This is a genomic window from Streptomyces sp. YIM 98790 (assembly GCF_011421595.1).
Taxonomy (GTDB): domain Bacteria; phylum Actinomycetota; class Actinomycetes; order Streptomycetales; family Streptomycetaceae; genus Streptomyces.
Genome location: NZ_WTLH01000165.1, coordinates 1 through 12,909 on the forward strand (window position 1 = coordinate 1; position 12,909 = coordinate 12,909).

8 protein-coding genes and 1 pseudogene are annotated in these 12,909 nt (G+C 73.0%); 8 read left to right on the forward strand and 1 reads right to left on the reverse strand.

Annotated elements, in window-relative coordinates; translation table 11 throughout:
- From GQS09_RS22140 to GQS09_RS22170, 8 genes and pseudogenes are all read left to right on the forward strand, one after another.
- Positions 1 to 766, forward strand: a 766-nt coding sequence (locus GQS09_RS22140) for a phosphopantetheine-binding protein (RefSeq protein ID WP_165988992.1), incomplete at its 5' end; no start/stop codon positions are given.
- 65 nt (positions 767 to 831) lie between these two features.
- Positions 832 to 1,428 (forward strand): annotated as a pseudogene (locus GQS09_RS29815) (condensation domain-containing protein); the annotation flags it as partial.
- A 235-nt stretch (positions 1,429 to 1,663) separates the two neighbouring features.
- The gene (locus GQS09_RS29820; RefSeq protein WP_313896275.1) at positions 1,664 to 6,331 is read left to right on the forward strand and encodes a non-ribosomal peptide synthetase; all 4,668 of its coding nucleotides are present in this window, start codon (positions 1,664 to 1,666) and stop codon (positions 6,329 to 6,331) included.
- Positions 6,328 to 7,458 carry a saccharopine dehydrogenase NADP-binding domain-containing protein gene (locus tag GQS09_RS22150; protein ID WP_165988995.1) on the forward strand — a complete coding sequence of 377 codons (1,131 nt, stop codon included), beginning with the start codon at positions 6,328 to 6,330 and terminating at the stop codon, positions 7,456 to 7,458. Before GQS09_RS29820 ends, GQS09_RS22150 begins: the two co-directional genes overlap by 4 nt.
- On the forward strand, positions 7,455 to 8,630 hold the full coding sequence (locus GQS09_RS22155; RefSeq protein WP_165988997.1) for a Gfo/Idh/MocA family oxidoreductase: 1,176 nt from the start codon (positions 7,455 to 7,457) through the stop codon (positions 8,628 to 8,630). Before GQS09_RS22150 ends, GQS09_RS22155 begins: the two co-directional genes overlap by 4 nt.
- A 12-nt stretch (positions 8,631 to 8,642) precedes the next feature.
- Positions 8,643 to 9,398 (forward strand): thioesterase II family protein, encoded by a 756-nt coding sequence (locus tag GQS09_RS22160; RefSeq protein WP_165988998.1) that lies wholly within the window; start codon positions 8,643 to 8,645, stop codon positions 9,396 to 9,398.
- A gap of 144 nt (positions 9,399 to 9,542) precedes the next feature.
- Complete coding sequence (locus tag GQS09_RS22165) at positions 9,543 to 10,922, forward strand: FAD-binding oxidoreductase (RefSeq protein ID WP_165989000.1); 1,380 nt, start codon at positions 9,543 to 9,545, stop codon at positions 10,920 to 10,922.
- Between the two features lie 238 nt (positions 10,923 to 11,160).
- Positions 11,161 to 12,354, forward strand: a complete 1,194-nt coding sequence (locus tag GQS09_RS22170; RefSeq protein WP_165989002.1) for an NAD(P)/FAD-dependent oxidoreductase — start codon at positions 11,161 to 11,163, stop codon at positions 12,352 to 12,354.
- 18 nt (positions 12,355 to 12,372) lie between these two features.
- On the opposite strand, the gene GQS09_RS22175 is transcribed toward GQS09_RS22170, so the two are convergent.
- The gene (locus tag GQS09_RS22175) at positions 12,373 to 12,756 is read right to left on the reverse strand and encodes a VOC family protein (RefSeq protein ID WP_207958132.1); all 384 of its coding nucleotides are present in this window, start codon (positions 12,754 to 12,756) and stop codon (positions 12,373 to 12,375) included.
- Positions 12,757 to 12,909: the final 153 nt, after the last annotated feature.

Genomic DNA, 12,909 nt, shown 5'->3' on the forward strand with positions numbered 1-12,909 from the left:
CGGTGGGGCGGGTCTGGCCCGGGGCTATCGTGGTGATCCCGAGCGCACGGCGGCCTCCTTTGTCACCGTGGACGGCGAACGCTGGTACCGCACCGGTGATCTGGGGCGTTACCACCCCGATGGCACCCTGGAGTTCCTCGGCCGCACCGACCACCAGGTCAAGATCCGCGGACACCGCATCGAACTCGGCGAGATCGAGACCCGGCTCCGGGAGCTGCCGGGCGTCGCCCACGCGGTGGCCCGGGCAGAGGGGACCGGGCGGGCCAGGCGCCTCGTCGCGGCCGTGGCCGGCACCGCTCTGGAACCGGAGCGCGTACGTGCCGGCCTGGCCGAGGTGGTGCCCGGCTACATGGTCCCCGAACTCGTCCAGGTCCTGGACGAGATGCCGCTCACCGCGAACGGCAAGGTCGACCGGGCCGCCCTGGCCCGTACCGGGACCGCCGCTGCCGCCGGACCGGCCGGAACGCACACCGGTCCGCACACCGCTCCGCAGAGCGCGACGGAGCGTGCCGTGGCCGAGATCTGGCGGGAACTGCTGGAGGTCGCCGAGGTCTCCCGTGACGCCGGGTTCTTCGAACTCGGCGGCAACAGCCTGATCGCCACGCGCGTGGCGCAGCGCATCGTCCAGCGCTTCGGCGTCGAGCTCACCCTGCGGCAACTGTTCGACCGTCCCACGCTCCCCCAGGTGGCCGCCCTCATCGACGAGCTGACCCTGGGGACCGAAGACCGCGACGCGCCCGTCCGACTGGAAGAAGGTGTTCTGTGACTGCCGGCGAGATCATCGCAGAGCTTGCCCGGGCCGGCCTCCATCTGTGGGAGGACGACGGCAGAGTGCGTTTCCGCGGCCCGGAGGGGGCCATGACGCCGGAGCGTCGTGACCTGATCGTCAGCCGGCGCGACGACGTGCTCCGGGCGCTGCGCGAGCGCGACGGCCTCACCGTGCGGCCCGACCCCGGGGCGCGCTTCGAGCCGTTCCCGCTGACCGACGTGCAGTCCGCCTATCTGCTCGGCCGGCGCGACGCCTTCGCGTACGGCTCGGTGTCCTGTCACGCCTACGGCGAGCTGGAGTTCCCGTCGCTGGACCGCGACCGCCTCCGGCGGGCCTGGTCGGCGGTGGTGGACCGGCACGACATGCTGCGCACCGTCCTGGACTACGACGGCTTCCAGCGCGTCCTGCGGGACCCGCCGCCCCCGGTGATCGACTGGACGGACGCGCGCGCCCTGTCCGCGGCCGACGGCGAGGCACGGCTGGAGGAGACCCGGCGACGGCTGTCCCACGAGGTGAAGGAGGTGACCGAGTGCCCGCTGTACAGCATCGCGGTCACCGAGCTCGCCGACCGGGCGGTGCTGCACTTCTCCATCGACTTCCTGATCGCGGACTATGTGAGCATCTACCGGCTGCTGGACGAGCTCGGCGCCTTCTACGAGAACCCCGGGGCACAGCTGCCCGCTCCGGCCCTCAGCTTCCGCGACTATCTGCGGGCGGAGCGCCAGGTGCGGCAGGGACCGGCCTACGAGCGCGACCGGGCGTACTGGGCGGAGCGCCTGGACAGCCTTCCGGCCGCGCCCGAGCTTCCGATGGTGGACAAGCCCAGCCGCTACGGGCCCGCGCGCTTCACCCGGCGGGAGATGCGGCTCGACGCCGGCACCTGGGCNGCGCCAGGTGCGGCAGGGACCGGCCTACGAGCGCGACCGGGCGTACTGGGCGGAGCGCCTGGACAGCCTTCCGGCCGCGCCCGAGCTTCCGATGGTGGACAAGCCCAGCCGCTACGGGCCCGCGCGCTTCACCCGGCGGGAGATGCGGCTCGACGCCGGCACCTGGGCGGCGCTGCGGCGCCGCGCCGGAGCCCACCACCTGTCCGCGTCGAACGTGGTCATGGCCGCGTACGCGGAGATCCTCGGACGCTGGAGCCGCCATCCGCGCTTCACCCTCGACGTCACGGTGCTCAGCCGGCTGCCGCTGCACCCGGACGTGAACGCCGTCGTCGGGGACTTCACCTCGGTCGAGCTGCTGGCCGTCGACACCACGGCGGCCGACGACTTCCTGGGCCGCACCAAGATCCTCAGTGAGCAGTTGTTCGAGGACCTGGACCACCGCTTGTTCTCCGGGGTGGAGGTGCTGCGCGAGCTGAGCCGGCGGCGCGGGCAGCAGAGCGTCCTGATGCCCGTGGTCTTCACCAGCGCGATCGGGCTCTCCGACGCCCTGGAGCCGGCGGGCCCGATGCGCACCCCGATCCGGCACGGCATCAGCCAGACCCCCCAGGCGTGGCTGGACTGCCAGGCGATCGAGGCCGACGGCGGTCTCCTGGTGAACTGGGACACCCGCGACGACGTGATCCCCCCTGCCGTGCTCGACGACATGTTCGCCGGGTTCGGGACGCTGCTGCGCAAGCTGGCCGAGGACGACGCGGCCTGGACCGGCGATCCGGTGACGCTGCCCCCGGCCCAGCTCGCGCGGCGTGCCGAGGCCAACGACACGGCGCGGCCGCTGAGCAAGGCCCTGCTGACCGACGCGCTGGTCGAGCACGCGCTGGCCCGTCCCGGCGACGTGGCCGTCGTGGACGGCGGAGCCCGGATCAGCTACGGGGATCTGCTGGCCCGGGCGGCCGCGGTGGCGGAGGCACTCCGTGAGGCCGGCCACCGCCCCGGTGACCGGGTGGGCATCGTGATGGACAAGGGCCGGCACCAGGTCGCCGCCGCGATCGGAACCCTGCTGGCGGGCGGCGTCTACGTGCCGGTCGAGGCCGGCCATCCGGAGGCCCGCCGCCGGCAGATCCTGGCCGACGCGGAAGCCGGCGTGGTGCTCGGCCACTCCGCGAACCCGGTGACCGTGCCGCAGGGGTGCGCCCGCATCGATGTCGACACGCTCGCCGACGCCGCCGGCCCGCCGGCCGCCCCGCAGCGATCACCGCAGGACAGCGCCTACGTCATCTTCACCTCCGGCTCCACCGGGACTCCGAAGGGGGTCGAGGTCAGCCACGAGGCGGCCGTGAACACCCTGGACGACGTCTGCCGCCGCTTCGCCCTCACCGCGGACGACGTTGCGCTCGGCCTGTCCAGCCTCGCCTTCGACCTGTCGGTGTTCGACATCTTCGGCGTGCTCGGGCGCGGCGGCACCCTGGTGCTGCCCGAGGCGGACCGGCGCGCCGACCCGTCCCACTGGTCCGGCCTCATCGCCGAGCACGGGGTGACCGTGCTCAACACCGTGCCCGCGCAGATGACGCTGCTGGAGGACTACTGGCGCGGTGCGGCCACCGACCGGAGCAGCGTGCGGCTGGTCATGATGTCGGGCGACTGGATACCGGTGACCCTGCCCGACGCGATCCGCCTGCATCTGCCGTCGGTGGAGCTGGCCGCTCTCGGCGGGGCGACCGAGGCGGCGATCTGGTCGATCGTCCACCCGATCGGCCGGGTCGATCCCGCGTGGACCAGCATCCCCTACGGGAAGCCGCTGGAGAACCAGCGCTTCCACGTGCTCGACGGCGCGCTGCGGCCGCGGCCCGACCTGGTCGCCGGCGGCCTGTACATCTCCGGCGCCGGCCTGGCCAAGGGGTACGTCGGCGACCCGGAGAAGACCGCGCGGTCCTTCATCGAACTGCCCTCCGGCGAACGGGCCTACCGCACCGGCGATCTGGGCCGCTACCTGCCCGACGGGGCGATCGAGTTCCTCGGCCGCGAGGACCGGCAGGTCAAGATCCGTGGCCACCGGGTGGAGCCGGCCGAGGTCGAGGCCGCGCTGGCCGCCGATCCGCAGGTCGCCGCCGCGGCTGTGACGACGCAGGGTGAGCGCAACGACCGCCGGCTGGTCGCCTTCGTGGAGAGCGCCGCGGTCGTCCCCCCGGCCCGCGAGGAGGACGACGGTCTGGTGGCGGACGTGATCGCGGCCGGTGACGAGATCCGCCGGAGCGTCGACGTCGCCAAGGTCGTCGAGTTCGCGGACGTGCTCGACGAGGCCGCCCTGCACTGCATGGTCGACGTCCTGCGCCGCTCGGGTCTGTGGCCCACCGCCGAGGCGAGGCACGGCACGGCGGAGATCATGCGGACCGCCCGGGTGGCACCCCGGCACGAACGTCTGGTGCGGCGCTGGCTGGCCGCCTGCACCGAGCACGGCTACCTGACCGCGCACCAGGACGGCTACGCCTGCGCCCGCCTGATCACGCCCGACGACGTGGCCCGGACCTGGGCGGAGGTGGAACGGCTGATGCCCGGGGCGCACGACCGCCCGGAGCTCGTCAGGTACTTCCGGACCGCCGCCGAGCATCTGCCGGAGCTCATGCGGGACGAGCAGGACCCGCTGCAGCTGCTCTTCCCCGAGGGGGACCTGAGCATCCAGGAAGCCGCCTACAGGGAGGGCTTCCTCTCCCGCTACCTCAACCGGCTGGCGACGAGCACGGTGGCCGGTGTGGCGCGGCGGCACCACGGGCGTGCCCCGCTGAAGGTGCTGGAGATCGGGGCCGGGGTGGGCGGCACCAGCGCGGACACCATCCCCGCGCTGGAGGGCCGGAACGTCCGCTACTCCTTCACCGATGTCTCCCAGTTCTTCCTGAACAAGGCCGCCGAGCGGTTCGGCGGCCACCCCTGGGTGGACTATGCGCGGTTCGATTTCAACGAGCCGTTCCGCGAGCAGGGCGTGCGGCCCAACTCGGTCGACCTGGTCCTGTGCGGGAACGTCATGCACTACGCCAAGGACGCCCGGGCGGTGCTGCGCCGGATACGCGAGGCCCTGGCGCCCGGGGGATGGCTGGTGTTCATCGAGACCACCCGGGACAACTACCAGATCCTGACCTCGATGGAGTTCCTGTTCGACGCCACCGCCGGCGACTTCCGGGACGTCCGGCACGGCCGGGACCAGACCTTCATCGCCCGGCCGCAGTGGCACGACCTCCTCACCGAGGCCGGAGCGGACATCGTCTACTGCCTGCCCGGCCCGTCGGACGAACTGGCCGGCATCGGCATGCACGTCTTCGCCGCCCGCTTCAAGCGGGACCGCGCGGCGATCGACACCGAGGACCTCGCCCGCCGGCTCGGCACCCGGCTCCCGCCGGAGATGATCCCGTCGCAGTTCCACGTGCTGGACGCGATGCCGCTGACCGGCAACGGGAAGGTCGACCGTGCGGTCCTCGCCGAATGGGCCGGGCAGCGGGACCCGGAGCCGGCCCGGGACGGCGCGGCCGGGCAGCCGGAGTCCACCGCACTGATGCAGGCCATCGCCCGGGTCTACGCCGAGGTGCTGCACATGCACGACGTCAGCCCGGACATGAACTTCTACGCCCTCGGCGGCGACTCCCTGCTGGCCGCGCAGGCGGTCACCCTGCTGCGGGAGAGCGTCCCCGAGGCCACCGGCGTCCTGTTCGACGAACTGCTCCGGGAACTGCTCAACGGGGCGTCGGTACGCGAGGTCGCGGCGTTCCTCGACGACGGCCGGGCACCCGAGGAGGAGGAGACGGCCGGCCGGCCCGCCTGCCTGTTCACGGGGGCCACCGAGGCGACCGGCAATCCCGTGCACGTGCTGTTCAACGACGGGTTCGGGGAGAGCTTCGAGCGGATGGCCGCGGAACTGGGCGAGCGCGATCCCGTGGTGCAGGTGCCCTCCCTCGCGGTGGGGGACACGCTCCGGATCGACGACCTGGCCCAGGAGATCGTGCAGGAGATCCGCACCCTGAGCCCGGGACCGTTCCACCTGATCGGCGCGCGCGGCGGCGGCTTGCCGGCGCTGGCGACCGCCCAGCAGCTCACCGAGCTCGGCATCCCGGTCTGCGGACTGACCGTGATCAGTTCCTTCCCGTTCCCGGCCGCCGTCCACGACGAGGTCGTCTACGAAGCACTCTTCCTGGTCGGGGCGGGCGCCGACCCCGCGGACCTGGGATACCCCGCCCTCGCCCCGCTCGGCCGGGTCCTGCAGGAGCTGGCGCCCGAGGGGGAGATCCCCGCCGGAGCGCTGGACCGGTTCGCCGGCCACCCGGAGGCCGAGCTGCGGTCGGTGGCGACGGCCGCCGCCGCACTCGCCGCACGCCCCGCCGGGGCCCGCGCGGAGGCGATCGGCGCGCACTTCGGATGGCCGGCGCAGGACATCGCGGACATGCTGCAGGGCACCCGTGCGCTGTTCAACGCGGCGGCGACGCACGAGCCGGGCATCTACACCGGTGATGTCCGGCTCCTCGTGCACAGCGAGGAATCCCCCGTCTGGCCGACGATGGCGGCCGACATGCGCGCCTACTGGCAGGACATCTGCGTCGGCCGCCTGGACCTCGAGCAGATCCCCGGGAGCCACTTCACCTGCTGCGACCCGCTCACCCGTGGCCAGATCGACCTGCCCGAGGAGGAGCTGTGAAGGACGTCGACATCGCGGTGCTCGGCGGCTACGGAGCCGTCGGGGCCGCCGCCCTGCGGGCCGTCGCCGAGCGCCGGCCCGGCGCGACGGTGCGGATCGGGGGACGGGACGAGGCACGCGCGGCGGCGCTGCTCGACAGCCTCGGTCTCAAGGGGGAGGCCCGGCCGGTCGACCTGCACGACGGCCGCTCCCTCGCCGGCTTCTGCCACGGTGCCCGCCTGGTGCTCAACTGCGCCGGCCCGTCGTACCTGGTGGTGGACCGGGTGGCGTGGGCGGCCATGGCGTCCGGCGCCGACTACGTCGACCCGGGCGGGGACGAGCCGGCGTTCGAGGCCCTGCACCGGCCGGGCACGTACACCCGCACCGCCGTGCTCACCGCGGGCATGCAGCCGGGTCTCACCGGGCTGCTGCCCCGGCACCTGGCCCGGTCCATGACGGACCCGCGGGCGCTGACGGCGTATGTGGGGACCATGGACCGGCTCACCCCGGCCGGGGCGGCGGACTACCTGCTCAGCCTGGGCGGCTCCTACGGCGATGCGCAGGCCGCGATCCGCGGCGGCATCCGGGTGGAACGCGAGCTGGAGCCGCGCACCGGCATCGAGCTGCCCTACGCCGGCCGGCGGCTCGACGCCTATCCGTACCTCAGTTACGAGACCCGCGGCATGGCGGAGGAGACCGGGCTGGCCGAGGTCGACTGGTTCAACGTCTTCGAGGGCGGCGCACACATGATGAACTGCCTGAGCAGGCTCCAGGGAGCCATGCGCGGCGAGTCCGACGTGGCGGCGGCCGCCGCGGAGCTGACCCGGGCGGCGGCCCTGGACCTGTTCGGCAAGGAGCCCTTCCAGCTCATGCTCTTCGAGCTCACCGGCGGCCACCGGGGCCGGCCGGCCACCCGCAGCCTGGTGCTGCGCGCCCGTGACACCTACGCCCTGACCGGACTGACGAGCGCGCTGGCCGCGCTGGACGTGCTGGACGGCCGGATCGGGCCGGGAATCCACTTCGCCGCCTCCGCACTGGATTCCGCGGCCGTGGTCCGGGCCCTGCGCGAGACCCCCGAGGTCACGTCCCTGGAGGTCCTTGAGCGGCCGGTGCTGGGCCGCCTCGGAACGGAGGAGGGAGTGCTGTGACGGCCGGCGCCCGGTCCGCGGGCCGGTCCGGGTCCGGGGCGCCGCGGGTCGTGGTGGCCGGGACCGGCTTCGGGCGCGCCTACCTGGCCGCGTTCGAGCGGCGGGACTTCCCGTTCGAGCTCGCGGGCATCCTGGCGAACGGCAGCGCCCGCAGCAGGGCCTGCGCCGAGCACTACGCCGTGCCGTTGTGGACCGGCACCGGCCAGGTGCCCGACGACATCGACATGGCCTGCGTGGCCGTCGGCGGGCTGATGACCGGCGGCCGGGGGCCGGAGCTCGCGCAGGAGCTGATGCGGCGCGGCCTGCCCGTCCTGCAGGAACACCCGCTGCACCCGGACGAGCTGGTGGCGTGCCTGCGCACGGCCCGCACGCACGGGGCGGTGTTCCGGATGAACACCCACTACCCCCATGTCGAGCCCGTGCGGCGCTTCCTGGAGTGCGCCCGCGGGCTCGGCACCCGCCAGCGGCCCCTGTTCATCGACGTCACCTGCGCCTTCCAGGTCCTCTTCACGGTCTTCGACATCCTCGGCGAGGCCCTCGGCCCGATCCGGCCCCTCGGCATCCACGGAGTGATCGAGGAGCCGGCCGCCGGCGGCACACCGCCGCCGTACCGCAGCCTGAGCGGGCGGTTCGCGGGCGTGCCGCTGACCCTGCGGCTGCAGAACGAGCTGGTGGCCTCGGCCCCGGACAACTACAGCCACATGCTGCACCGGATCACCATCGGCTACGAGGGCGGGCATCTGACGCTGGTCAACACCCATGGGCCGGTGCAGTGGAGCATGCGCCCGCACATGCCCGACGACATGAAGGACCTGGTCCGGCTCGCCGACTCCACCGCCGCGCACCTGCGGGTGCCGAGCGTGCAGTGCATCGGCCCGGCGGAGGGCCCCTCCTACCGCGAGGTGCTCCGGGAGCTGTGGCCGCAGGCCACCGCGCGGGCGATGACCGCACTGTGGCAGGAGGCGGCGAACGGCGCCCCCTCCGACGCCCACGTGCAGCGTCACCTCGCCCTCACCCGGCTGGCCATGGCGGTCACCGAGGCCTGCGGGCCGGTGCGCATGCACCGGCCCGGCCCGCCGGAACTGATCAGCGCGGAGGAACTGACGGGCACGGCACCCGCCGGCCCGGGGGCGCGGGGCCCGCACCAGGACGGCAACCGGCAGCACAGATGAAGGCGGGGCGTCATGACGGTGGTTCTCAACGCCTGGCTGCGGGCTTTCTCCCCGCGTCCCGGCGCCGCCCTGCGGCTGGTGTTCCTTCCCCACGCCGGCGGCGCGGCCAGCTTCTACCGGCCGCTCGCCCGTGCCCTTCCCGGGCACATCGAGCCCGTGGCCGTGCAGTACCCGGGGCGTGAGGACCGCAGGGACGAGGAACCGTGCCCAGCCATGGAGGAGCTCGCCGACGCGCTCGCCGAGGCGCTGGGGGAGCTCTCCGGCAAGCCGCTCTGGCTGTTCGGGCACAGCATGGGCGCCTCCGTGGCCCACGAGGTGGCCCGCCGGCTCGCCGCCCGGGACGGACCGCGGCCCGGGCGTCTCATCGTCTCCGGGCGCCCCGGCCCGGCGCGCCAGCGTCCCGCCGGCAAGCACCTGGACGACGACCGCATGTGGGCCGACGTCTGCGGCATGGGCGGCACGGACGCCCGCCTGCTGGAGATGCCCGAACTCAGGGCCATGGTGCTGCCGACGATCCGCGCCGACTACCGGCTGATCGAGACCTACCGGGCCGGGCGGGGCACCGACCTGGACATCCCGGTCACCGCCTGCTTCGGCGACCGCGACCCCGAGGTCGGCCGGGAGGACGCCGAGGCGTGGCAGGCCGTCACCACCGGCCCGTTCGAGGTCCGGTGCTTCCCCGGCGGCCACTTCTATCTGCGCAACGACAGCGAACGCGCCGTCGTCGACTGGATCGCCGGACGCACCGCCGCGTGGGCCCCCCGGTGACCGCGGGCGGGCCCTGTCGGCACTCTTTCACGGCCGGCCGGCGCCCGCGCGCCAGCGGCTACGTTACCGGCATCGGACGCGGGAACGTGACCGGTCCGCTGCGCCCCCCGCTTCCCACACCCCTTTCGATCGAGGAGGACTGACGTGGCACTCGTCAACGCAGCCGGAAACCCCGTCAAGGGGACCGCGCTGGAGCAGCTGCGCGGCTCGATTCGCGGCGAGATCATCACCCCGAGCGATCCGACCTACGACGAGCGCAGGCTGATCTGGAACGGGTACTTCCAGAAGAGCCCGGGTGCGATCGTGCGGGTGGACGGCGCGTCGGACGTCATCAGGACCGTGAACTTCGCCCGTGAGAACGAGATCGAGCTGGCCGTCAAGGGCGGCGGGCACTGCTTCGCCGGCACGGGCACCACCGAGGGCGGCCTGCTGCTGGACACCTCCAACCTGCGCGGCATCCGGGTCGACCCCCGGCGCCGCCGCATGGTGGTGCAGCCGGGGCTGGTGCAGGGCGACGTGGACGCGGAGACACAGAGCTTCGGCCTGGCCGTCACCGGCTCGCAGGAGTCCTACATCGGGATCGGGGGTGTGACGCTCGGCGGCGGCCTGGGCTGGCTGGCCCGCTACCGGGGGCTGCTGGTCGACAACCTCGTCTCCGCCGATGTGGTGCTGGCCAACGGGGAACTGGTGCGGGCGAGCGAGGACGACGACGCCGACCTGTTCTGGGCGATCCGCGGCGGCGGGGGCAACTTCGGCATCGCCACCAGCTTCGAGTTCAAGCTCTACCCGCAGGGGCCCTGCGCGGCCGGAATCCTGGGCTTCCCCATCGGCCAGACGGTGGAGGTGACGCGCCGCATCGACGAATTCAACCAGTCCGCTCCCGATGCGCTGACCACGTCGTTCGCCTTCCTGGTCGCCCCGAACGGCGAGCCGGCCGTCGGCCTGGGCTTCTGCCACGCGGCGCCGGACGACACGGTGGACGGGCTGATCGACCAGATGCGCGGCCTCGGCACGAACCTGCTGCTGGACCACTGCGGGGTCATGCCGTACGTGGCGGTGCAGCGGCTGCTGGACGAGAACACCGTCGCGGGCCACCGGTACTACCCGCGCTCGTTCCTCCTGCCGTCGCTCAGGGCGGAGGCGATGCAGGTGCTGGCCGACGGCTTCCTCAGCACTCCCTCGGAGCGCAGCCTGGTCGGCGGTGCCCAGATGGGCGGAGCGATGCTGAAGGTCGGGCCGGAGGCGACGCCGTTCCCGCACCGTGACGGCTACCTGACGAGCATTCTCCCCTCCTGGACGGACCCGGCCATGGACGAGGAGGCCGTGGCGTGGACGGAGCGGGTCTACGCCGAACTGCTGCCGTACACCACCGAGGGCGTGTACGCGAACCATCTCGGCACCGACGCCGCCGAGCGGGTCGGCGAGGCGTACGGCAGGAACTACACCCGCCTGACGAAGCTGAAGGCGGTCTACGACCCGGACAATTTCTTCCACCGGAACGTGAACATCAAGCCCGCTCCCTGAACTGCGGCAGGCGCCCGGCGGTTCCGGGCCGCCTCCCGGAACCGCCGCTGCCGGACATCCGGTCGCGCGTCCGGCCGACGGGAACGAGGAGCGCGCAATTCCTTGTTCCCGCCCGGCCGGAGGCATTTCCCGGGCGGTGCGAAAGATTCCCGACATCAGTCCGGCCGGAGAAGGTGCGGCTTTCTACTGTGATGGCGTTTCCACCGTTTCTGAGGCGTTCCGCGGAAAGGGGTTTGACATGACTGGCTCCAGGACCGGCCGGAAGGTGGCCGTGGTCGGAGGAGGGGTGGCCGGGCCGACACTGGCGGTCGGACTCGCCCGCTCGGGATTCGACGTGACCCTCTACGAGGCCTATACCAGGCGGGTCCAGGACGTGGGCTCGTTCTTCAATCTGGCGCCGCTCGGGCGTGCCGTCCTGGAACAGCTGGGAATCGCGAACAAGGTGCTGGGGAGCGGAACGGTCTGCACGGGCATCAGCTTCCGCAACCACAAGGGCCGCTGGCTGGCCGACAACCCGGAGACCACCACCAACATCATGCGCGGCGAACTCAGCGCGGCCCTGCGGGAGGCGGCCGTGGCCGACGGTGTGGAGCTGAAGACCGAAAAGCGGCTGCAATCACTGGCCGAGCGGCCCGACGGCACCTGGGAGCTGTCCTTCGCCGACGGTTCGGCCGCCGAGGCCGACATCGTGGCAGGCTGCGACGGGGTGCATTCCGAGGTCCGCCGCCACCTGCTGCCGCAGGCCCCGCAGGCCGCCTACGCGGGGGTGGTGGGGTCCGGCGGCCTGTCGGAGGTCTCCGACCGCTTCACGGTGGACGGCCTGTTCCACATGACCTTCGGGCTTCGGGGCTTCTTCGGCTACCAGGTGATCAGCCCCGGGAAGATCCTGTGGTTCGAGAACCACCACGAGCAGGAGGAGCGGACGTTCGCCCAGCTGGCGCAGATCACCGACGCCGAGTGGGTGGGCGCCCTGGTCGAGCGGCACCGCCCCGACCCGGCGGTGATCGGTGAGATCATCAACGCCTCCGTGGGGCCGGTGTGGCGCTGGCCGGTGTACGAGGTGCCGGCCCTGGAACGCTGGCACCGGGGAACGGCCATGGTGATCGGGGACGCCGCGCACGCCATCCAGCCGCATCTGGGGGTGGGGGCGACGCTCGCCCTGGAGGACGCCTACGAGCTCACCGCCGCGATGCGGCGGGAGCCCGATGTGACCGCGGCCTTCACCGCCTTCCAGGCCGACCGCCGCGCCCGCGTGGCCGAGATGATGAAGCAGGCTCAGCGCATGGGCGCCGTGATGACGCCGCGGCACTGGTGGGAGCGGACCATGCGGGACCTGACCCTGCCGGTGGCGATCAAGAGGGGCATCAAGCGGAGTGCGCAGGGCTTCGGGTACCGGCTGCACCCGTGGCCGTCGGGCAGCCAGGCGGCGTGACCGGGAACCCCGGCCGGTTCAGCGCAGTTCGCCGGTGAGGATCCACAGGTGGCCGAACGGGTCACGGATGCGGCCCGAGCGCTTGCCGTAGGGGCGGTTCTCGATCGGCACGACGACCTCGGCGCCCCGGGCCGCCATGCTCTCCCCGACCGCGTCCGGGTCCTCGGCCTCGACCTCGACGAGGACGGCGGAACCTCCCAGGTCGCCGGGGGCCAGCCAGCCCCACTCGGAGACGGCCGGCGAGACCCTGAAGAAGGAGTCCCCGATGCGGTGGTCGACGACGCTGGGGCGGCCGTCCTCGATGGGCGGGGCGCGGAACACTTGCTCGGCGCCGAGCGCGTCCTGGTAGAACGCCGAAGCCTGGTCCGGGTCGGGCACGATCAGGCGGGGGAAAAGATGCATGGGCGTCATGCTAGTGGCGCGGCGTCACCCGGCCGCCGGAATGCCGCCGCTTCTGCCGCGTTTCTGTCAGCGTCCGCGCCGCGCCGCCCCGCCCCGGCGTGCCCGGCCGGCCCGCCCGGCCGGCGGCAGCGGGCGGGCTCCGTGCGATCCGCC